Below are 20,996 nucleotides of genomic sequence, written 5' to 3'. Positions count from 1 at the left end.
AATGAAAACATACCTATTTAATTCCATATTTGTTTTGTTAACGCTGTTTAGCATTACTGAAATAAAAGCACAACAAATAAATAATGACAAGAACAATTATGTAGTCCTAACTAAAAAAGTACCTCAACTACAACCAATTATTCTTGCTGCAGAAGCACTAAAAACTGAAGATGGCGAAAATTTCGGTAATTTTGAAGTGATTATTTGCGGACAAGAAATTGGCGATATTACCAATCCTGAAAAGATAAATAATTTTATAAAAAAAGCTAAAGAAACTGGCATAGAAATTATTGCCTGTGGATTTTCGCTAAATAAGTTTAAAGTTGAAAGAACTCAGGTTCCTAAGAACATGAAAATAGTTGAAAACGGCATTCTTTATAATTTACAACTTCAGAAAAAAGGATATAAAAGCATTACATTATAATTATGAAAAAATATATAAACAATAGCTTCGCAGTTTTAACATTAATCGGATTAACTCTTATATCAGTTTCTTGTAAAAATAAAACAGCTTCAGAACAATCAGTCAACAAAACGGTTAATGACACTTTAAGCATTACCATACTTCAAACTGCTGATATTCACGGACAATTAGACACACATCCCGAATTGTTTTGGGAAGACGAAAAAATAGTCTTCAAAGATCGTGGTGGACTCGCCAATATAAAAACACTTTTTGATAAAGAACGTGAGGCAAACCCAAATAAAACCATAATTGTAGATGGTGGCGATTTAATACAAGGAAGTGGCTATGCTGCTTTATCGGACGGTAAAGTAATGCAAGATGTGATTAAAAATATGGGTTTTGATGTTATAATTCCTGGCAATTGGGAAGTTGTTTATGGCAAGAATATGATGATGGAAATTATGAAGGGTTACGAAACCGACGTTATCGTCCAAAACATGTTTGATGACGACAAAGATAAAAACCCATTATTTCCGGCTTATTCTGTAAAGGAAATTGAAGGTATACGTTTAGGATTTATAGGTATTAACGACCCAGACGTTCCGGTTAGGCAAAATCCTATTTTTAGTAAAGGCATTGGTTTTAGTGGACTAGATGACAAGCTAAAAAAAATGGTGGACAATATTAAAGTAAAAGAAAAAATAGACGTGCTTTTCTTGGTCACACATATTGGTATTTTTAAACAAGTGGAATTGGCCAGCAATCCAATTGCCGAAAATGCCGATTATATTCTTGGTAACGATACGCATGAACGAGTTCGTGAAATGATTCAGGGTAAATATGCTAAAGTAACAGAACCTGGTGCTTTTGGTTCGTTTGTTGGAAAGTTAACTTTGCATTTTGTAGATGGCAAATTGGTTAGAGATGATTATGACCTTATTGATGTAGACCCAGAAGTTTATCCAGCAGATGAAAGTATTCAAGCGCTTGTTGACGAGGCTAAAGCACCTTACAAAGACCATTTAGAAACTATTATTGGTTATACAAACACACCAATTTACAGATATTTAACGGTTGAAAATCCAATGGACAACATGATAACAGATGCTGCTCGTTGGAAAACTGGTGCAGACATTTCAATTTCTAATGGTTTTAGATTTGGAAATCCTATTGTGCCAAAAGATGGAAAACCTGCTCCTATTACAAGAGCTAATTTGTGGAATTTAATGCCTGTTAATGAACCTGTAAAAACAGGAAAAGCAACTGGTAAACAAATTAAAGATTGGTTAGAAAAAGAAATGCATAACGCCTTTTCTCAAGATCCAACCGAACGTTTTGGTGGCTGGCTAGTACGTTTTTCTGGAATGAATGTAAAATTTAACAGTCAGAATGAAAGAGGTCAACGCATATCTTCAATAATTATAAAAGGAGAAGAAATGCAAGATGATGAATATTACACCATTTCAGCATGTGTCCGTCCTGGCGACCCAATAGATAATTTGTGTAGAATGGCAAATGTTAAAGACGTTGAAGTAAAAGATTATACCATACACGAAGCTGTTGAAGAATACCTAAAAATACATTCGCCTGTTTCGCCTAAATTAGAGGGTAGAGCATTTTGCGAATATCTTGGTGAATATTCTTTTTCAACAGTTCCTAAAACGGATTATAAATTTCAATAAAAATTGAATATCATGAAAACAGATAAAAAAGAAAAAACAATTAAGAAATCATGGATTAAGAATGGAATTTTTCTTGCAGTTATCGCTGCTCTTTATTTCACAGGTTTGCACACCGAAGTCATTGGTTTTGCACAACGAGGATTACTGGCTACCGGTTTGATGAATCCAAATGTAGAAGAAATTACCCAAGTACGGAACAATGAAAACGCAAGTGAAACGGCACCTATTGCAGACCTTATCAAGGCAGATTTAAACCTTAAAATGATTGATAGTGATGGAAACACCAGAACTTTGGAAGAGTTTGAGGGTAAAGTCATATTTTTAAATTATTGGGCAACTTGGTGCCCACCCTGCATAGCAGAAATGCCTAGCATTAAAAAATTGCATGAAGAAATGGGAGACGAAGTGGCTTTTGTATTGTTGTCTTTTGATGACGATTTTGAAAAAGCTAAAACTTTTGATAAACGCAAAGAGTATAACCTGCCTATTTATGCTCCCGCAAGTAATCTTCCAGCAATGTTTCAATCATCTGCTTTACCTACAACTTATGTGATTGATACCAAAGGAAATTTAGCAATGACACATAAAGGTATGGCCGATTATAACACTTCAGAATTTAAAGATTTTTTGAATGGTTTGAAGTAATAATGTGGTTATTTAAAGTTTATTTTCCTTAAATGCACTCGTGTTTTATGTATTACTTAAAATGGATATTCAATATTCTTATAGCGTTTACATAAACTATTGTCTATTCTAATTTAATAAAATGAGGCTGACTTATAAGTCAGCCTCTTTTGTTTTTTTATAGAAAAATCATTTAAGATTTAACACCTACAAACCGTATTACTTCTGCTTCACCTTTATGATGGTTTCCTTCAGAAAGCTGAATCGTTTCTTCTTTTAATATCTTAAATTTTAACTCTTTAAATTCATCTTTAATTTCTTCAATTGAAAACAACATATCTTTACTTTTTGGTCCACCAGAAGTGTTTCCAAATTGTGCCTTTGAAAAGGCTTCAAAAATTATAATTCCACCAGGTTTCAAAAAATTAATCAAATGTCTATGTGCTTCCTTTCGTAATTCAATTGGAAAATGAGCATAACACAAACCAATAACATCAAACTGCTGACTAGACATAAAATCTAACACACCAAAAATGTGATAATCAATACTTACATTTTTTTCTTTAGCCAATCGTAAAGCTTTTTCCTGTCCACGCTCACTAATATCGAATGCGGTTACTTGCCAACCTAGTATTGCAGCATAAACTGCGTTACGTCCTTCTCCTTCGGCAGGTAAAAGCAAACTTCCAAGTTTCAGTTTATTTATTTGTTCTTTAAAGAATTCATTGGGTTGCGTGCCGTAAATAAATTCTTCTTGACCAAAACGGTCATTCCAAAATTCTGCTGGATTATGTTTCATAGTCTTTTAAAGGAATCTCCTCGTTTTTGTTTTGTAAATTGAATATTCAGGGAATTTTTCTGATAATAATTTCTCTTCATAGTTTGATTTAAAATAAAATAATAGTCCTAATGCTACAACTATTATAAATTTATATAGTGATGTATCAAATACAGCATAACCCAAAGTTATAGCTAAAATACTAGTATAAATAGGATGTCTAGCTACTGCAAAAGCACCATGAGTAAGTAATTTACTATTTACTACTGGTGTTGGGAAGGGTGATAATTTAGCATTTATTTGTAATAAGGCTCTAACACCTAAAATTAAACCTAAAATAGTTAAAATTAAACCGGAATATCTTATCCATTCCATAAGAGTAATTACAATTATTTTAATTGGAAAAATATAAGCGATAAAAAGTAAAAGCTGAATACTTACAAATACATAATCTTTTTTTGATGGATGTCCTGTTTCCAATAGCTTCGTTCCTATTTATTTACTGAAATTTAGTCACAGCATCACTTAAATCGAACACATCAACCTTATCTGTAATATTTGAAATGATACTACAACCTGCTGCACTCCTATACCCCCCGGCACAATGCACTACAATAGGTTTGTCTGTAGGGATTTCATCTTCAGCATCTCTTAATTGATGAAGCGGAATAGCTATAGCATTTTTAAAGATTTCACCTTCTTCTACTTCACTCTTATTTCTTACATCTATTATAGTGTATTTATCCTGATGTTTTTTAAAATCATTGAAATTAAGAACATCAGAATCTTCTAAATTAGCTTCACCTAGAGTCATCAATCCTATTAATTGTTTCTCGTAACCAATTTTAGCTATTCGATACAGCATTTTATCTCGGTCTTCAATAGACTTTATTACTAAATAAAACGCTTCATTTGGTTTTACAATAGAGCCTAACCAAGTTTCAAATTTATCATCTTCAGTTTCAGCGATAATATTAATACTTCTATTTAGGTGGTTATTATCAAACGCTTCTTTACTTCTGGTATCTACAATTAATGCATCATCATTAAAAAAACCATCAACTTGAAATTGGAATGTTGGTATGGCAATACACAATTGAAAATTCTGTGATCCTTCTTTATTGATATCCACATTAAAACCAAAATAGGACGGAATAAAAGGTTGATCTTTTAAAATATGAGATACAAATTGGTCTTCAGATAAATCTTTAAATGCCCAATTTTCATTTCTTTCTTTTCCTAAAGTACTGGATGCATCTGCACTCATATTTTTACCACATAACGAACCTGCACCATGCGCTGGATACACTAGTGTAGCATCTGGTAAATGATTAAATTTATGATGTATGGTGTGATACATGCTTTTAGCTAATTCTTCGCGTTTGGCTTTCATGTTTCCCGCTTTTTCTCTTAAATCTGGTCGTCCTACATCCCCAATAAAAAGGGTGTCACCTGAAAACATAGCATAATTATTATCCATATCTTCAGCAATAATTGTAATACTGTCTGGTGAATGACCAGGTGAGTTAATGGCAGAACATGTAATATTCCCTATTTTAACAGTATCTCCATCATCAAAAGTCTCATGTTCATAGGTTGCACCAACCAATTTACTGACATAAATTTTAGCACCTGTCTCATTGTGAATCTGCAAATGCCCACTTACAAAATCGGCATGAGGATGAGTTTCAAAAACAGCTATTATATTTGCATTATGCTTTTCTGCTAATTGATAATATGGTTCTGGATCCCTTGATGGATCTACAATTGCCATTTCATTATTACTTATAATAGCGTAAGAATAATGTGCTAATGGCTTGTCTTCAAATTGTATGATATTCATAATTTTTACTCTTTTTTCACTTTCTCTTTTAAGATAAAAAATTTCGGCCTCAATTAAAACTTAAGACCGAAATTTCAATTAGATTTTTAAATTATCAATTTACTTTTTTAAGAAAATGATTTCTAAGCTTATAGTATTATTTATTTTTTAAGGATATTGTTTAATACTAAATCTTTATCGAGCTTTTTTGTACAGAAAAACCAATCTTCACATTCTAAATCGTCTGTACCTGTCATTCTTTCTTCAGCAACACCACATGATCCTGCAGGAGACACAATAACATCATCACCAGGATACCAGTCTGCTGGAGTAGCTACATTAAATTTATCAGAGGTTTGCATGGCAATTAAAGCTCTATATAATTCATCAAAATTACGTCCTAAACTTAAAGGATAATAAATAATGGCGCGAACGATTCCTTTTGGATCTACAAAAAAGACAGCTCTAACAGCTTGTGTTTCGCTTTCTCCAGGCTGAACCATTCCATATTTTTTTGCAACGTTCATAGAAATATCTTCAATTAAAGGAAACTTAACCTCAACGTTTTCCATACCGTTAAATTTAATTTTATCCTTGATGGTTCTTAACCAAGCAATATGACTGTACAAACCATCTATTGACAATCCAATCAGGTTACAATTGGCTTTTTTGAATTTCTCTTCTTGATCTGCAAATGTCATAAATTCAGAGGTGCAAACTGGAGTAAAATCTGCTGGATGACTAAATAATATAGACCATTCTCCTTTATAATCTGATGGGAAATTAATTTCTCCTTGTGTTGTTACGGCTGTAAATTCTGGAGCCTTATCTCCAATTCTTGGCATTGAAAATACATCTTCTTGTTGTGTTGTTTCCACGGTATTCATAATTATATAAGATTAATTTATTAATAGTATAAAATTAATCTAATCTTAGCTTTTGCAGTGTAACCTAAGTAGCACAAGACATCTATAATATTGATATTGAAATAAGAATTATCGATTTAGATACATCTAATGTAACCCTTGTTACACAACGCCATTATTACTAACTATTATGATAAAAATCAGTTTTAAGCTCAATGGTCAGTTTTATCTTTGTACTGATGAAACTGAGCACTTACATTTTTTCTATTACATTAACAATCCTTCTCCTTTTTAGCAGTTTAAGGGTATCACTAACATATGCGTATTACAACATAGATCGCATAGGTTTTATTGAGATTTTATGTGAAAACAAAGATAAACTTGAGTTACAGTGTCAAGGGAAATGTCATTTAATCAAAGTTAGTAAGTCACAAAGTAAGGAACAAAAGATTCCTGAAAGTATTGTTAATTTTGAAGAGCTTGTTTTATACCCAAATTCGGAATTGGATTATACATTAATTCAAGAAAACTCTATAAAAGAGCAAAACCCTATAGCTTATCAAAACCTATATTTTTATAACAGCATCATCGATTGTTTTCACCCTCCAAGAGTCTCGTTTTCTTCTTAAACTGGTAGTTCACACTACCTCAATCACTCTCGTTTAATAAAATATTACTATATATGAAAACATTATATGGTGCGCTAATATGCTCACTAATTACAGCTATATCTTTTGGTCAAGAACTAAACGAAACTAAAAAAGACTCAACAGAACAAGAAATCACAAAACTAGATGAAGTTATTGTTACTGGAAATATAAAAACAGACCCAGTATTAACAGTTGTTGCCAATAATTATTATGAAGACATTGTCCAGCCTAAAAATGTTGCAGATTTATTTAACAACATCAATGGTTTCTCGGTTATAAAAAGAGGGAATTACGCCATAGACCCATCGTTTAGGGCGGCTCAATACGAACAATTAAACATTCAATATGATGGTGGAACAAAAGCCATGCATGCTTGTCCAAATAGAATGGATCCAATTACAACACATATTATTCCTGAAGAAATAGCTAAAATTGAAATAATTAAAGGACCATACACCGTGCGTTATGGAGCCACTTTTGGGGGTGTTATTAATTTAGTGACACAAAAACCAGATTACGAAGATTATGGTTTTCATGGTAAAGTTTCGGCTGGATATGAAAGTAACGGAAACTCTCTAGTCAATCTAGTTCAACTACAGTATATTCAAGAAAAATATGATATTGTTGCCAATGCAGGTTATAGAGATTTTGGCAACTATAAAGATGGAAATGGTGTTGAAATTCCTTCAGCATTTAGAAGTACAGACTACGGAATTAAATTAGGTTACAATTTTACTGAAGACCAACGTTTACAAGGACATTGGAGACAGTCTTTTGGTCGCGATGTATTACATGCTGCTTTACCAATGGATACCGAATATGATAATAGTAGCATTATTTCTTTAGATTATAAATTGGACAATATTGGAGAAATTGCAAAATCATTTACTGCCAAAGCGTATTATAGCTACGTAGATCATTTAATGACTAATACTGATAGACCCTCGTTTAAGATGACAGAATCTTCTTCTGCTGTAGATGCGTCCACTATGGGAGGAAAAATAGAATTAAACTGGGTACCCGTAAACAAATTAAACATGTTTTCAGGCTTAGATGCTTTGCATATTGCTAGAGATGGCGATAGAACAAGAACCGTCAAGTTTAAGAATGGTAACCCTTTACCAACACCTATTGTATTTAATGATAAAGTTTGGCAAGATTCATATATAACAGATATAGGTGTTTTTACAGAAGTTAAATACAGTTTAAACCCATTAACTATTATTACGGGAGGAATTAGATATGATAATGTAACTTCAGACATACTCGATCCTGCAGAAGATTTCTCAAAAATGTATGATCTAGAAAAGCGTACAGAACATAATATAAGTGGAACAGTTTCGATTAAAAAATTAGTCTCAGAAAATTTCACTTTAGAAGCTGCTTATGGACGTGGTGTTCGTTCTGCAAACATGATTGAACGTTATATAAATCATTTTACAGTTGGTCAAGATCCCTATGAATATATAGGAAACCCAAATTTAGATGCTGAAATAAATAATCAATTTGAAATTGGATTCAAGGGAATAGAACAATTGCAAAATGGCTTTAATAGCTTTAGATACGAAACGTCTTTTTATTATTCATTTTTCGAAAACTATATTGTTGGGGTAATTGATGAAAACTTAACTAGAAAGTTTAATCCGATGTTAGAACCTACGCACCCTAAAGTATTTCAAAATTTAAACGAATCTTATAAAACTGGTTTTGAAGTTTTAGCACAAATAGATTTTTTAAATAATTATTACTTTAAAACTGAGTTTGCTTATGTATATACTAAAAACAAGGATTTAGATGAATCTTTACCATTAACACCTCCTTTTAATACCAAACTAAGTATAGGCTTCCAAAAAGAGAAATTTTGGGGGAATGTACAATACAACATAGTCTCTGAACAGGATAATATTTCTAAAAGTTTTGGTGAAACAGAAACTGATGGCTATCAAACGTTAGATGTGCGTTTAGGAGTAAAGCCTATAAAAGGTATAACATTGGGTGTCGCTTTAATTAATGCCTTTGACGAAGCTTATATTAGCCACTTAAACTTTTCTTTTACAAATCAAGCAGATTTTGGAAGAACTCCAATTACCGAACCAGGACGTAACTTTTCTGCGTTTTTACAATACACTTTCTAATCAATAAAATCAAACTTCAAAAAAGAGGTTGTCTAAATAGACAACCTCTTATTGGTTAGTACTTTTTTAAAAAACAATTATTGCTAAATATTTATATAAATAGTAATCGTCTTAATACAAGAAAGAAATAGAGGGTTAATTAAAGTGTTTCACTTTTAAAAGTCCTTTTAAATACCTTAGTTTGCACCTTACTAAAAAGCATATTTTTTATTTTAAATGGATTCATTAACACAAATTGTTTTAGGTGCTGCCGTTGGAGAAGCTGTTCTGGGAAAAAAAGTTGGTAATAGAGCCATGTTTTATGGTGCTATTGCTGGAACTATTCCTGATTTTGATATCTTTTCTTCTTATTTTACAGATACGGTTTCTGCTCTAGAAATACATAGAGGTTTTACACATTCTATTTTCTTTTCTATATGCATTGCTCCTATTTTTGGTTGGCTTGTTTCTAGGTACGAAAACTTTAAAGACGTTAAAGGTTGGTCTTTGTTATTTTTCTGGGCATTTATAACACATCCTATTCTAGATGCACACACCACATGGGGAACGCAGCTTTTCTGGCCAATAGACTATCCCATTGCCTTTAAAACCATTTTTGTTATAGATCCACTCTACACCTTGCCTTTTCTTACCTTTTTAATATTAGCTGCATATCAAAAATGCGAGGCTCCAAAAAGACGATTTTATAATAATATGGGACTTATAATTAGTAGTACTTATCTGTTATTAACCTTCGGATTAAAAGGTTTGGCTTATAATCAATTTGAAAAAGCATTAAAAAATCAGGATATAGATTATACAAAACTTGAAACAAAACCTTCGCCATTAAACACCATATTATGGTCGGCAAATGTAGATACAAAAGACTATTACCTAATTGGATATTATTCTTTTTTCGATAAAAAACCCATTCATTTTGAAGCATACCCAAAAAATCATGAGTTGTTGGGAGAGTTAGCAGATAACGAGAAAGTAAAGCGCATGATTCATATTTCTAAAGGCTGGTATTCTATTACAAAAAAAGATGATAAATTATTGTTCAACGATTTACGCTTTGGCTTATTAAGTTTAAAACCCGAAGCCCAAAATTTCGTATTTCAATATGAAATAAAAACGGATAATCTAGGCGAAGTTACATTTACGGAAACTATTAAAAACAAAGAAGACGCTAAACAACTATTAAACGATCTTTGGTTGCGTATAAAAGGAAATTAAAAACCTTGGTAGTGTTAGTTTACAAGAAACAAAACCTAACAATGCTCAATAGAAAAACTACTGTTCTTCCTCTTCCGTACCTTCTTCTTTTTTACCTCCCATCATAAAGTTAATAAGAATTGCAACTAAGGTAATACATACTAATGCGAAAATAGCAATCATAATAACGCCATTATTCCAATTGTATAAAGCAAGGTTTTGAGTAATCATAATCGAGGAGTTTTGTGGTTTATAATTAATTGTAAAAATATCTGATATATGTAATATTAAATATGATTTTAGTCAGTAAATATAACATACTTTTTAAATTAGTAACAAAAAGGCACTTTTATTTCTAAAAGCGCCTTTTCAAACCAACCAAAAATCACTGACAAAGAATTGTCAGTTTACTATGAGAATTACATGACTAATTCTATTTCTTATACTTAATTATTACTATTTATTAAGTTTATTAAATCTTCTTTTTGCACTAAACCAGATTGTCTCCACAACTGTTTTCCTTGTTTAAACAATATTAAGGTTGGAACACCTTTAACTTGATATTTTGCAGCTAAAGATTGATTTTTATCCACATCAATTTTTATAATGGAAACAGATTCTCCTAAATTATCTTTAACATCTTTTAAAATGGGAGACATCATTTTACAAGGCCCACACCATTCTGCATAGAAATCGATAAGAACTGGCTTGTCCTGATTTATTATTTCTGAAAATTGACTCATACTATTCTTTATTAAGATTTACTCGCCAAATACCTCTTACCTCATTCACATCGTAACCAATGGCCATATCTTTTGGATAAAGCGCTTTTATGGTTTTATAAGCTTCGGTATCTAACTCTTTATTTGGAGTTCCATGACATTGCAAACACATAGAGTTAGTTGTAATTGGGTAATAAAATAAAACTTCACTATCTGTTTCTTCTAAAATAGGCTTTGGCTCTTGATTAGCAGCTATTACTTTTTTAAAAGCTTCTATATGCTGTAGTTCTTTAAAATTTGCTTGATTCTCAGGATTTCTAGGTTTATCTGAGACACGTTTAATTTGCGTATTATAAGCTACAGACATACTATCTGTTAAAGGGTATGCTTTTATATTACAGAATTCAACAGCTGCTAATGTACCTTTTTTCTGTATGGTTCCCATTAAATTTTTCCCTAATACCGCTTTAGTTCCTAAGGCATACTTTAATCCTTTTTCCTCATAGGTCAAATCTTGAGTATCAGTAAAGCCTTGTTTATTTTGCATCCCTTTACCATGACCTTTACCTTTTTGCTTTCCTTTACCTTTCCCCATACCTCGCTCTTCATTAAAATGGTCTTCAAACCATTCTGGCTGCTCTATCTCGTAATCAAACATATAATCTGCTATCTGTTTGATAGTTTCTTCAGGATAAGGTGTGTTTGGCATAACTCCAAACTTTTTAACAGCTCCAGGCATTTTAGCGTCGTCTTCATTTGGATTTTTTATCCAATTTAGCATATCTGCAATAAACTCCTCTTTACTGGTGTTTTCTATAATATAATGTTTTTTAATAGCCACCATTGGAGGTCCAATTCTGTCTTCCATGCTAGCCGTTGGACTATGGCATACATAACAATTATTTTCCATAAGTTTTTTTCCAGGATGGACTTCTTGTAAAGTCTTATCTGTTTCATTAACAACAACTGACATGTAAGTCTCCTTATGATCTTTACATCCTTGTAAAAAAAATAGAATACTAATTATAATAATACTTAGTCTCATAGTTTAACTGAATTTTCCTGTTGCACAACTTATAAACGATTTTGTTTTAGACACCAAAGAATTATCTTCTTCAATTGAAGGGTAACCTATACTCTTTAATTTTTCTTTCACAAGAAAAGCATCATCTTCATATATATATTTAAATGAAATTTTGCTGTCTTCTATATCTATATGTATATCTGAAATATTCTTAATTTCTGATAATTTATTAGTAATGGTATTAGCGCAGCCACCACATTTTAAATTTTGAACTATTACTGATGTTTTCATTATTCTTTTCTACTTTATCTTTTAGTGAAATGATTTCGCCATTGGCTCGGTTTATTCTTGTTTTTTATTATAATTTAAGATTCCGCCTTCTAAATCGTATATGTCCTTAAAACCCATTTTTTTCAGTTTTACAGCAGCTTTATAACTTCGGTTACCACTTCTACAATACAGATATAAAGGCTTATTTTTATCTAACGTTTCAAATTCTTTTAAGAAATCTTCAGAATAGTAATCAATGTTTATAGCATCTTGAATATGACCGTCTTTAAACTCTTCTGGAGTTCTAACATCTATTAGCTGAACATCTTTATTTTCTGTTTGAGTTTTATAATCGGTTACATTAAGTATAACGATACTATCTTTTTCTTGTGCATTTACACTAAAAGCTGATGTAATTACAAATAAAAATATAAGGATTTTATGCATTGTGATTTTTGGTTTTATAGATTATAAATTTAAGCTTTATAGATTACTTAATCAGTAACATAAGTTACATAAAAAAAGCGACTATTAGTCGCTTTTTAAATTATTAAGAATATTCTTTATTTATTTTAAAGTTGAAGGACAGACAAAGCTTGTTGTTGGAATTCCAGAAGATTTTATTTCTGAAAACCCTCCGGCTACATCTACTATATTATGAATACCTCTACTTTTTAAAATAGATGCTGCAATTACCGATCTGTAACCTCCAGCACAATGTAGATAAAATGGTTTATTATCTGGAAATTCAGCTAAATGTTCGTTTAAAGAATCGAGAGGTGTAAAATGCACGTCTTCTATATGTTCGGCTGTGTATTCACCTTCTTTCCTAACGTCGAATATTTCTTCTTTTATATCTTCGTATCTGTTTTTAAATTCTTCGGCAGAAATTGAAGAAATGGTATCGTATTCCAAACCATCTTTCTTCCATGCATCAAAACTACCATCTAAATAACCATGTACATTATCGAAACCTACTCGGGATAACCTGGTAATAACTTCTTCTTCTCTTCCTTTTGGGGCTACGATAAGAATTGGCTGACTTACATCAACAATTAAAGCGCCAACCCAAGGAGCAAAGCCTCCATCAATCCCTATAAAAATAGAACGAGGAATATGACCTTTTACAAAATCTTTTTGGTGACGAACATCTAAAACAATAGCTTCCGTTTCGTTAGCGGCAACTTCAAATTCTTGAGGAGCTAAAGGCTTTTGAGACTTTTCCATCACATCATCAAAGCTTTCATAACCTTGAATATTCATCATCACGTTTTGAGGGAAATATCCTGGAGGTGCACTTAAACCGTCTAATAACTCAGAAATAAACTCTTCTCTGGTCATATCTGCTCTTAAGGCATAATTGGTTTTTTTCTGGTTTCCAAGCGTGTCTGTTGTCTCTTTACTCATATTTTTTCCACAAGCTGATCCTGCCCCATGATTAGGGTAGACTATTAAATCGTCGCTTAAAGGCATGATTTTATTTCTTAAAGAATCGAAAAGAAATCCTGCTAATTTTTCTTGAGTTAAGTCTGATGCTATTTTCTGAGCCAAATCAGGTCTTCCAACATCTCCAATAAATAAAGTATCTCCAGTTACAATACCATGTTCATCTCCATTTTCATCAATCAGCAAATAGGTTGTACTTTCCATGGTATGACCAGGCGTATGAATAGCCTTAATTTTATAGTTTCCTACTTCAAAAACTTGTCCATCTTCAGCAATTATAGCTTCATATGAAGGTTTTGCAGTTGGACCAAAAACAATATCTGCTCCGGTTTTTTTCTTTAAATCTAGATGTCCACTAACAAAATCGGCATGAAAATGTGTTTCAAAAATATATTTAATTTTAGCATCATCTAGTTTTGCTCTTTTTATATATGGCTGTACTTCTCTCAATGGATCTATAATAGCAGCTTCTCCGTTGCTTTCAATATAATAAGCAGCATGTGCTAAACATCCTGTGTAAATTTGTTCAATCTTCATGTTATTCAATTATTTATCTATTATGCAAAATTACTTATGTTATTCGATTTTAGTTGTAACATTGGTTACAATTATACTCAAATGGTCAGTTCCTTATATATTATGTAAATTCCCATAAATAATACAAACCAACCAAATCCTTTTTTTAATTTCTTTCCATCAATAAAATTGGACATATATGTTCCTATAAAAATTCCTATTATAGCAAGAGCCGTAAAACCAAGTAAAAATAACCAATCTACATCTAAATGCCCAAAATCTCCTGTAAAACCTATTAGAGAATTAATAGCGATAATTAAGAGGGAAGTCCCTACCGCTTCTTTCATAGGTAGTTTTGCCAGCGCTATTAATGCTGGAATAATAATAAAACCTCCTCCTGCTCCAACTAAACCGGTAAACAAACCTATAATAATAGCTTGATTAAATATTAAGAAGTAATTTAATTTGACTGGTTCTTGGGTAACTTCTAAAACTTGTGTCTTTTTTAACATGGTTCCTGCAGCCAACAGCATCATGATTGCAAAAAGCGTCATAATAGCCATATCTTTAGTTACCATATAATTGTTGATAGTAAATATATTTTCTGGAATAGCGGGTAAAATAAACCGTCTGGTAAGATAGACTGCTGTAAAAGCAGGAACAGTAAAAATAAGGGCTACTTTAAAGTTAACGCGATGCTTTTGAATGTTTTTAATAGTTCCAAAAGCAGAAGACACCCCCACAACAAAAAGCGAATATGCTGTAGCTGTAATTGGATTTAAGGTAAAAAGGTACACCAGAACAGGAACTGTAAGAATTGATCCTCCTCCCCCAATTAAGCCCAGGACAACGCCAATTAAAAGTGCTCCAAAATATCCTAAAATGGTATTTAATTCCATGAGTATCTAATCAATACTTTTTTAAAGGTCCAGTAAAGTAATCCTATTTCTATTAATTTTTATTTGATTATTCTTTTCTAAAGCTTTTAAGATTCTAGATACAACCACTCTAGACGTATGTAAATCGTTTGCAATCTCTTGATGTGTAGCAAATATTTCATCATTATGGGTTACCATAGCTTTGTCTTTTAAATACTTTAAAATTCGTTCGTCCATCTTTAAAAATGCAATGGTATCTATAGCTTCCAAAAGCTCAGACATACGTTCATTATAACTTTGAAGTATAAAGTTTTGCCAGCTTTTATATTTACCCATCCACAAACTCATATGCGCTACGGGAATCATAATTAGTGTTGTATCAGTTTCTGCTATTGCTCTAATTTCACTTCTTTTTTGTCCCATACAACAAGATAAAGTCATGGCACATGTATCTCCTTTCTCTATAAAATATAGAACAAGTTCATCGCCATGTTCATCTTCTCTAAGAATTTTAACTGCACCACTTATTAATAAGGGCATGGATTTAATATAGTCTCCTATTTCAATAAGCTTGTTGCCTTCTGGAATTTCTTTAAAAACACCAACTTGGTTTATTTCCTGAAGTAGTTCGTCTTCAAATAAATAGCCATAATTGGCTTTTAAATGTTCTATCATTTTTGGATGGTATAAGGTTTAATATTACAAATTTAATGTTTAAGTCTGAAACGATATTGATATTATTCATATTAAAAAAAACAGACCAACTTCATCTAACCCATTGACAATGAATTAATAATAACATGTTTAACATGGATTTAACCAAAAATGCCAATTAAATTTTATATCTTTATAGCATGATAGCACAGGACAAATTAGAAAACGAAGTATTTTTGAAAGAATCTTTAACGTATTTAGAGAACTTAGGATTCGGCAACATTAAAGCTGATGTTGAAGGTTATGAAACACCAAAATCTTACCTAAAAAAAGGTAGTGACATTACAATTACTCCAGATATTGTAGCTGAAAAAGGAGGAAGAAAACATTATTTTGAAATTAGTTTAAAATCTGAACAACCCAAACTACTTAAATCTAAATGGCGTTTTTTAGATGTATTAACTAGAATGAAAGACCATAGGTTTAAAATTATTACACGTCGGGGACATTATAAATTTACCCAAGACATGTTAGACGAACTAAACTTAGACAAAAACCCAATAAAACTTTAAAAAAGATTAATTATCTCAAACAAAAAAAGACTGCAATATTGCAGTCTTTTTTTGTAACATACTGTTATCTTATTTCTTGTAATACTTCGCATATTTTATATAAGCCAATATACCAATAACACCTACTATACCAAATGCTATTGCTATAAACTTAACACTTACTATTTGGTCTCCACTAGCATAACTATGTAATCCTGCTAAATAAAAGTTAACTCCAAAGTAGGTCATCATAATACTTGAAAAAGCAATGATGGATGATAAGTTAAAAAGGAAGCGTCCACGAAGTCCTGGTACCAATCTCATATGTATTACAAAGGCATAAATCATAATACTTATTAAGGCCCAGGTTTCTTTTGGATCCCAACCCCAGTATCTTCCCCAACTTTCGTTTGCCCACATGCCTCCTAAAAAGTTTCCAATAGTTAATAGAACCAAACCAACAGTTAAGGCCATTTCGTTAATAATGGTTAACTCTTGAATGTTTAGTAACATTTTCTTTTTGTTGTCTTTATTGGTGAAAATCATCAGTAATAAAGCCACAAGTCCTAAAATCATTCCTAAGGTAAATGGACCATAACTTGCAACAATTATCGATACGTGAACCATTAACCAATAACTATCTAAAACAGGTTGTAAATTGGCAATAGCTGGATCCATCCAGTTCCAATGTGCAACCATTAAAATCATAGAGGTTACAAATGCTGTTGATGCTATGGTTAAATCGCTTTTACGTCCAAAAATCAATCCAAATAACATGGTGGCCCAAGCAACATAAATCATAGATTCGTATGCATCACTCCAAGGCGCATGCCCAGAAATGTACCAACGTGCGATAAGACCTAAGGTGTGCAACAAAAAGAAACCTAAAATAATGTATTTAAATGTGCTGATGCTAGCATTTAAAACCTTATTCTTTTCCTTAAATATTTGAACAATTATTAGAATAAACATCAAAGCTGATGCATACATATACCAACTATACAGTTTTTTAAAAACATCGTATTTGTTGTAACTTATTTCTGCTTGAATTTTATTATCCGATAGCATGACCTCGCTTCCAAATTTATGCTGTGTCTTTTTAAAAGACTCTAATAGCTCTTCAGCTTTGGAGAAATCCTCAGATTGCTTAGCATTATTTAAGGTTAATAGATACGCATTAAAACCATTGTTTATAAAATTGCCATATAGTGAATCTTTAATTTGCGCTCTATAATTATCCCTTCTATATTCTGTTGAAGAAATCCATTTGTTGTTATAATCTTCCGGAATTGGAAAAATCCTCAACGCATACCCTTCAATCGTGTTATATAATAAGTTAACACGTTGATCTGTTTCCTTAAATTCTTTTTGAAAACCATTTGGTATCTGTGCTTTATAAGCTTCCTCTAAATACGGAGCTAATTTATAAGCTCCATTCTCAGTAAAGAAATCTACTAAAGCGACATATTTTTGACCTTCTGCAGCACCAATTAATTTACGGATTGAATCCCCTTTTTGAGGTTTTAAATAAATAATAGGTACGTTATACCACAGTAACGGACTTTCTTGAATGGATAGAAACACCTGGTTGGCATCAAAATCTTCATAAGTATCATGCTTACTTAATTTACGAAGCATTTCGGAAGCATAGGTATTTATTGGCATCATTCGTCCTCCGGCATCCTGAATTACCAAATGCGCAAACTTATCTGCATGTGCTTTTGGCGTGATGTTTACAGCTAAAATAGAATCTATTTGATGCTTTGTTGGTCTATTACTATGTGCATGTTCGTCGTTTTTAGAATGATCTTGCGAAAAACCTTGCAAGCCAATAAATAAAAATAATACCATTAAGGCTTTATCTTTTTTAAACTTCACTCTTTTAAGCTGACGTTTTAAATCTCCAAAACGCGTTCTACTATCAAATAAAATAGCAATCATTCCAAAGTATAAGAAGAAATAACCAATATAAGTTATCCAAGTACCATAGAAATCATGGTTAACTGAGAGTCTGGTTCCTAACTCATCAGGATCAAATCCAGCCTGAAAGAATCTAAATCCACCATGATCTAAAATATGATTCATATATATACGGTAATTATAGTCACCTTCTTTTTCATCAATAACCGTTACTTCACTAGCAAAAGAAGAATAGCTTTTTTCCGTTCCAGGATATTTATCGGCAATAAAATCGTTTAGTTTGATACTGAAAGGTAGCTCTATAATTTTAGAACCATATTTTACGGCAATATCTAATCCTCCTATTTTAACTTGTTCAAATGGTTTACTATAACCTTGTCCTCCTAAAAGGTTTACATATTGTGTTTCTCCATTAGACGTTACCTTTAAAACCAAACCATCTTCATCTCCTGCCAGCATTTCCGATTTTTCAACTATATCGAAAACTCCTTTAACTACTGGTTTTGGAAAGACCATTTGCATTCCTCCAAATTTATACATGGAACGTAAAATAAGAGGCTGAAGACTGTCCTTCACCAAGTCTCCCGTTGCTCCTGTAGCCATGGTCATATAATCTCCTTCAAACGGTGATTGAATGGTAATTCCATTTTCATTTGAAGTAATATTAACGGCACCATCCACGTCTTTATTTAAAGAAAATAACACATTGTGAATGCTTTGAACTTGCCCTGCTTCTAAGAAATGATTATGAGGAGAGCCATCACCACCAGCTTCCACAATTTTTAGATATTCTTTCCCGTTTTCGTCGGGTACAACATCTTTTTCTGCACTTCCAATAAACTTTTCAAGTTCGAAAGTAACCTCTTGTTTATTGTAATCTGTTTGGTAATAAAATTTATTATTTAATCTAGGTGAAAAATCAACTTCTTCCTCTACAATTTTTCTTTGTGCCTGCCCATTAACAATATAATCGCCATCAATATAAGCAGTTATATAGGTTTTATGGGATAAAATGGAATTTTCAGTTTCTCCTTCACGAATGGTCATCATCCCTTCAAAACTAATATATCTAGTAATTCCAGCCCCTATAATAATTAGGATAAAAGATAGATGAAGCATTAAGGTTGCCCATTGATCTTTACGCCAAAGTCTGTATTTTGGAATGTTACCTATGAAATTAATCATAAAAATAAACAGGATGGCTTCAAACCACCATGTGTTGTAAATTAAATTCCTGGTATAGGGTGTTGGAGAGGTGTCTTGTCCGGCATCCATAAAAGTTCCAATGGCCATTGCAGCAGCAAAAACTATAAATAAAACGGAAGTTAATCTGGTAGAAAATAAAAATTTAGTGATTTTATTTAGCATGATATTTAGACGCTTAAATTTGGTCGTGCAAATTTAAGTCTTTTAGTTTATTTAGTCGTGTTAAAATGACTAAATTTTAAAGTTCTTACTGTCTGGATTGAAAAATATTAAGAAATAAAAATGTACTCATTTTTCTGGCTTTTTGCTTGGCTTTCATGGCATATTCACCTTCATATAACTCATCGATAGTTTGAAACCAAAGATTCAACCATTTTCCAAAATGTTCTTGTGTAATACTCTGGTTATTGTCTTTATCTACATCTATATGAACAGCAATGGGATTTCCATAATATTTATTTTCCAAGCGTTTAGTTGTAAACAAACTAGTTTCCCAAAAAGTTGTTAGTTTTTCTATATGCTCAGGCCAATCTTTAATGACCCGATTAAAAAAAGGCCCTAAAAACGGGTCTTTTCTAACTTTTGCGTAAAATGTGGATACCAGTAAATAGACATCCTCTCGAGTTTTTATATCTTCTTTAACCATGTTTTTATTCTAAAAAGTAGGTTTCTATTTTTAATTTACAAAAATCGTATGACATTTATAATTATTAGTATTACATGCACAAATAAAGTGGCTACTAACACATTAAAAATAAAATTATTCTTTAATTGGGCATAAACAACTGCGTTGTAACCCATGGCAAAAATAACACATAAAGTTAGTTCTAAAAAATGAAAACTACCTGATGTACTATTCATTAAAATAAACATGGCTGCAATAGAGCCTAAACAACTTTGTAAAATAATGGTTAAAGGAATATACAGAATATAGTTCTGCCGAAAATCTTGACGATATTGGTTTAAAAAATTCATTTTCTTAGTGTTTAAAATTCTTATTACAAAATTCTAAAACTTATCTTTGTTATTTTATGATTCAAATCATATACAAATGATTCCATCTAACATCCTAGAAACCTACAATCCTATTTTGAAAACCTTTTCAAAAGGTGAGATTGTTTTTAATGAAACGGAAATTCCTAAGTACTATTATCAACTTAAATCTGGCAAGATAAAAATGTTCAATCTTACTGAAGATGGCAAAGAATTTACCCAAGGTTTTTTTGATAAGAACACGTCTTTTGGCGAACCCCCACTTTTTGGATCTTTTGCATATCCTGCAAGTGCCATGTGTTTAACAGATTGTGAAGTCTATATTTTAAAAAAGAACGTATTTTTGAATTTACTAAAAGCTCAACCCGATATTCATTTAAAATTCACAAAATTACTTTGTAACAGGATGCTATACAAAGCAAAAATCATGAAGGAATTATCAATTCATCCTCCAGAACATCGTATTTTAACTTTGTTACATCATTTAAAGGACTCTGCAAAAACAGAAGACTTGTTTGAGGTAAAACTAACCCGAAAACAAATTTCAGATTTAACAGGACTACGTGTAGAAACAGTAATTAGAACCATAAAACACCTTGAAAAAACTAAGAAATTAATCCTTAAACAACGTAAAGTTTTTATTTAAATATTCTTATTTT

General features: G+C 31.7%; 23 protein-coding genes. 8 read left to right on the top strand and 15 right to left on the bottom strand.

Translation table 11 applies throughout. The features are described from left to right. The first annotated feature begins 1 nt into the window (after window position 1). The 3 genes from OS191_RS05780 to OS191_RS05770 are packed head-to-tail and all read left to right on the top strand — an operon-like array spanning window position 2 to window position 2,733. Window positions 2–424, top strand: a complete 423-nt coding sequence (locus tag OS191_RS05780; protein WP_267154775.1) for a sulfur reduction protein DsrE — start codon at window positions 2–4, stop codon at window positions 422–424. Between the two features lie 2 nt (window positions 425–426). Next, window positions 427–2,088 carry a bifunctional metallophosphatase/5'-nucleotidase gene (locus tag OS191_RS05775; RefSeq protein ID WP_267154774.1) on the top strand — a complete coding sequence of 554 codons (1,662 nt, stop codon included), beginning with the start codon at window positions 427–429 and terminating at the stop codon, window positions 2,086–2,088. Between the two features lie 12 nt (window positions 2,089–2,100). Next, window positions 2,101–2,733: a TlpA family protein disulfide reductase gene (locus OS191_RS05770; RefSeq protein ID WP_267154773.1), complete on the top strand. Its 633-nt coding sequence runs from the start codon at window positions 2,101–2,103 to the stop codon at window positions 2,731–2,733. Between the two features lie 172 nt (window positions 2,734–2,905). Here OS191_RS05770 and OS191_RS05765 read toward each other — a convergent pair whose 3' ends face one another. From OS191_RS05765 to OS191_RS05750, 4 genes are all read right to left on the bottom strand, one after another. Continuing rightward, window positions 2,906–3,511, bottom strand: a complete 606-nt coding sequence (locus OS191_RS05765; RefSeq protein WP_267154772.1) for a class I SAM-dependent methyltransferase — start codon at window positions 3,509–3,511, stop codon at window positions 2,906–2,908. 6 nt (window positions 3,512–3,517) lie between these two features. Continuing rightward, window positions 3,518–3,970 (bottom strand): methyltransferase family protein, encoded by a 453-nt coding sequence (locus OS191_RS05760; RefSeq protein WP_267154771.1) that lies wholly within the window; start codon window positions 3,968–3,970, stop codon window positions 3,518–3,520. 19 nt (window positions 3,971–3,989) lie between these two features. After that, window positions 3,990–5,333, bottom strand: coding sequence for an MBL fold metallo-hydrolase (locus OS191_RS05755; RefSeq protein ID WP_267154770.1), 1,344 nt, complete (start codon window positions 5,331–5,333; stop codon window positions 3,990–3,992). A gap of 140 nt (window positions 5,334–5,473) precedes the next feature. Then, a complete protein-coding gene (locus OS191_RS05750) occupies window positions 5,474–6,190 on the bottom strand; it encodes a peroxiredoxin (protein ID WP_267154769.1) in 717 nt (238 codons plus the stop codon). Between the two features lie 227 nt (window positions 6,191–6,417). Between OS191_RS05750 and OS191_RS05745 the strand changes: the two genes are divergently transcribed. The 3 genes from OS191_RS05745 (at window position 6,418) to OS191_RS05735 (ending at window position 10,178) form a co-directional block, all read left to right on the top strand. Further along, window positions 6,418–6,807: a hypothetical protein gene (locus OS191_RS05745; RefSeq protein ID WP_267154768.1), complete on the top strand. Its 390-nt coding sequence runs from the start codon at window positions 6,418–6,420 to the stop codon at window positions 6,805–6,807. A gap of 53 nt (window positions 6,808–6,860) precedes the next feature. Beyond that, window positions 6,861–8,963, top strand: a complete 2,103-nt coding sequence (locus tag OS191_RS05740; protein WP_267154767.1) for a TonB-dependent receptor — start codon at window positions 6,861–6,863, stop codon at window positions 8,961–8,963. Window positions 8,964–9,179: 216 nt separating this feature from the next. Then, window positions 9,180–10,178, top strand: coding sequence for a metal-dependent hydrolase (locus OS191_RS05735; protein WP_267154766.1), 999 nt, complete (start codon window positions 9,180–9,182; stop codon window positions 10,176–10,178). Between the two features lie 57 nt (window positions 10,179–10,235). Here OS191_RS05735 and OS191_RS05730 read toward each other — a convergent pair whose 3' ends face one another. From OS191_RS05730 to OS191_RS05695, 8 genes are all read right to left on the bottom strand, one after another. After that, window positions 10,236–10,388, bottom strand: a complete 153-nt coding sequence (locus tag OS191_RS05730; RefSeq protein ID WP_267154765.1) for a hypothetical protein — start codon at window positions 10,386–10,388, stop codon at window positions 10,236–10,238. Window positions 10,389–10,603: 215 nt separating this feature from the next. Continuing rightward, window positions 10,604–10,900, bottom strand: coding sequence for a thioredoxin (gene trxA / locus OS191_RS05725; protein WP_267154764.1), 297 nt, complete (start codon window positions 10,898–10,900; stop codon window positions 10,604–10,606). 1 nt (window position 10,901) lies between these two features. After that, complete coding sequence (locus OS191_RS05720; RefSeq protein WP_267154763.1) at window positions 10,902–11,852, bottom strand: c-type heme family protein; 951 nt, start codon at window positions 11,850–11,852, stop codon at window positions 10,902–10,904. A 75-nt stretch (window positions 11,853–11,927) separates the two neighbouring features. Further along, a complete protein-coding gene (locus OS191_RS05715; protein WP_267154762.1) occupies window positions 11,928–12,194 on the bottom strand; it encodes a heavy-metal-associated domain-containing protein in 267 nt (88 codons plus the stop codon). 51 nt (window positions 12,195–12,245) lie between these two features. Then, complete coding sequence (locus OS191_RS05710; RefSeq protein ID WP_267154761.1) at window positions 12,246–12,620, bottom strand: rhodanese-like domain-containing protein; 375 nt, start codon at window positions 12,618–12,620, stop codon at window positions 12,246–12,248. 120 nt (window positions 12,621–12,740) lie between these two features. Next, entirely contained in the window at window positions 12,741–14,156 is a 1,416-nt protein-coding gene (locus tag OS191_RS05705) for an MBL fold metallo-hydrolase (RefSeq protein ID WP_267154760.1), read from the bottom strand. 77 nt (window positions 14,157–14,233) lie between these two features. Further along, on the bottom strand, window positions 14,234–15,034 hold the full coding sequence (locus OS191_RS05700; protein ID WP_267154759.1) for a sulfite exporter TauE/SafE family protein: 801 nt from the start codon (window positions 15,032–15,034) through the stop codon (window positions 14,234–14,236). A gap of 21 nt (window positions 15,035–15,055) precedes the next feature. Beyond that, entirely contained in the window at window positions 15,056–15,688 is a 633-nt protein-coding gene (locus OS191_RS05695) for a Crp/Fnr family transcriptional regulator (RefSeq protein WP_267154758.1), read from the bottom strand. A gap of 179 nt (window positions 15,689–15,867) precedes the next feature. Here OS191_RS05695 and OS191_RS05690 point away from each other — a divergent pair, with 179 nt between their 5' ends. Beyond that, on the top strand, window positions 15,868–16,239 hold the full coding sequence (locus OS191_RS05690) for a hypothetical protein (protein ID WP_267154757.1): 372 nt from the start codon (window positions 15,868–15,870) through the stop codon (window positions 16,237–16,239). Between the two features lie 69 nt (window positions 16,240–16,308). On the opposite strand, the gene OS191_RS05685 is transcribed toward OS191_RS05690, so the two are convergent. The 3 genes from OS191_RS05685 to OS191_RS05675 all read right to left on the bottom strand — a co-directional run bounded on the left by OS191_RS05685 (window position 16,309) and on the right by OS191_RS05675 (window position 20,319). Then, window positions 16,309–19,506, bottom strand: coding sequence for a cytochrome c biogenesis protein CcsA (locus OS191_RS05685; RefSeq protein ID WP_267154756.1), 3,198 nt, complete (start codon window positions 19,504–19,506; stop codon window positions 16,309–16,311). An 85-nt stretch (window positions 19,507–19,591) separates the two neighbouring features. Further along, window positions 19,592–19,990: a group III truncated hemoglobin gene (locus OS191_RS05680; protein WP_267154755.1), complete on the bottom strand. Its 399-nt coding sequence runs from the start codon at window positions 19,988–19,990 to the stop codon at window positions 19,592–19,594. Window positions 19,991–20,025: 35 nt separating this feature from the next. Next, entirely contained in the window at window positions 20,026–20,319 is a 294-nt protein-coding gene (locus tag OS191_RS05675; protein WP_267154754.1) for a hypothetical protein, read from the bottom strand. Between the two features lie 76 nt (window positions 20,320–20,395). Between OS191_RS05675 and OS191_RS05670 the strand changes: the two genes are divergently transcribed. Then, window positions 20,396–20,983 carry a Crp/Fnr family transcriptional regulator gene (locus tag OS191_RS05670; RefSeq protein WP_267154753.1) on the top strand — a complete coding sequence of 196 codons (588 nt, stop codon included), beginning with the start codon at window positions 20,396–20,398 and terminating at the stop codon, window positions 20,981–20,983. The last annotated feature ends 13 nt before the right edge of the window (window positions 20,984–20,996 follow it).

The organism is Xanthomarina sp. F2636L (assembly GCF_026410195.1).
GTDB lineage: Bacteria > Bacteroidota > Bacteroidia > Flavobacteriales > Flavobacteriaceae > Xanthomarina.
This window is presented reverse-complemented; position numbering and strand designations above follow the sequence as displayed.

Coding starts and splice junctions, on each gene's coding strand:
- trxA (WP_267154764.1), bottom strand. CDS start 10,900: ATGAGTCAATTTTCAGAAATAATAAATCAGGACAAGCCAGTTCTTATC.
- OS191_RS05730 (WP_267154765.1), bottom strand. CDS start 10,388: ATGATTACTCAAAACCTTGCTTTATACAATTGGAATAATGGCGTTATT.
- OS191_RS05685 (WP_267154756.1), bottom strand. CDS start 19,506: ATGCTAAATAAAATCACTAAATTTTTATTTTCTACCAGATTAACTTCC.
- OS191_RS05715 (WP_267154762.1), bottom strand. CDS start 12,194: ATGAAAACATCAGTAATAGTTCAAAATTTAAAATGTGGTGGCTGCGCT.
- OS191_RS05740 (WP_267154767.1), top strand. CDS start 6,861: ATGAAAACATTATATGGTGCGCTAATATGCTCACTAATTACAGCTATA.
- OS191_RS05770 (WP_267154773.1), top strand. CDS start 2,101: ATGAAAACAGATAAAAAAGAAAAAACAATTAAGAAATCATGGATTAAG.
- OS191_RS05735 (WP_267154766.1), top strand. CDS start 9,180: ATGGATTCATTAACACAAATTGTTTTAGGTGCTGCCGTTGGAGAAGCT.
- OS191_RS05695 (WP_267154758.1), bottom strand. CDS start 15,688: ATGATAGAACATTTAAAAGCCAATTATGGCTATTTATTTGAAGACGAA.
- OS191_RS05680 (WP_267154755.1), bottom strand. CDS start 19,990: ATGGTTAAAGAAGATATAAAAACTCGAGAGGATGTCTATTTACTGGTA.
- OS191_RS05755 (WP_267154770.1), bottom strand. CDS start 5,333: ATGAATATCATACAATTTGAAGACAAGCCATTAGCACATTATTCTTAC.
- OS191_RS05690 (WP_267154757.1), top strand. CDS start 15,868: ATGATAGCACAGGACAAATTAGAAAACGAAGTATTTTTGAAAGAATCT.
- OS191_RS05705 (WP_267154760.1), bottom strand. CDS start 14,156: ATGAAGATTGAACAAATTTACACAGGATGTTTAGCACATGCTGCTTAT.
- OS191_RS05780 (WP_267154775.1), top strand. CDS start 2: ATGAAAACATACCTATTTAATTCCATATTTGTTTTGTTAACGCTGTTT.
- OS191_RS05745 (WP_267154768.1), top strand. CDS start 6,418: ATGAAACTGAGCACTTACATTTTTTCTATTACATTAACAATCCTTCTC.
- OS191_RS05775 (WP_267154774.1), top strand. CDS start 427: ATGAAAAAATATATAAACAATAGCTTCGCAGTTTTAACATTAATCGGA.
- OS191_RS05700 (WP_267154759.1), bottom strand. CDS start 15,034: ATGGAATTAAATACCATTTTAGGATATTTTGGAGCACTTTTAATTGGC.
- OS191_RS05670 (WP_267154753.1), top strand. CDS start 20,396: ATGATTCCATCTAACATCCTAGAAACCTACAATCCTATTTTGAAAACC.
- OS191_RS05675 (WP_267154754.1), bottom strand. CDS start 20,319: ATGAATTTTTTAAACCAATATCGTCAAGATTTTCGGCAGAACTATATT.
- OS191_RS05765 (WP_267154772.1), bottom strand. CDS start 3,511: ATGAAACATAATCCAGCAGAATTTTGGAATGACCGTTTTGGTCAAGAA.
- OS191_RS05710 (WP_267154761.1), bottom strand. CDS start 12,620: ATGCATAAAATCCTTATATTTTTATTTGTAATTACATCAGCTTTTAGT.
- OS191_RS05720 (WP_267154763.1), bottom strand. CDS start 11,852: ATGTCAGTTGTTGTTAATGAAACAGATAAGACTTTACAAGAAGTCCAT.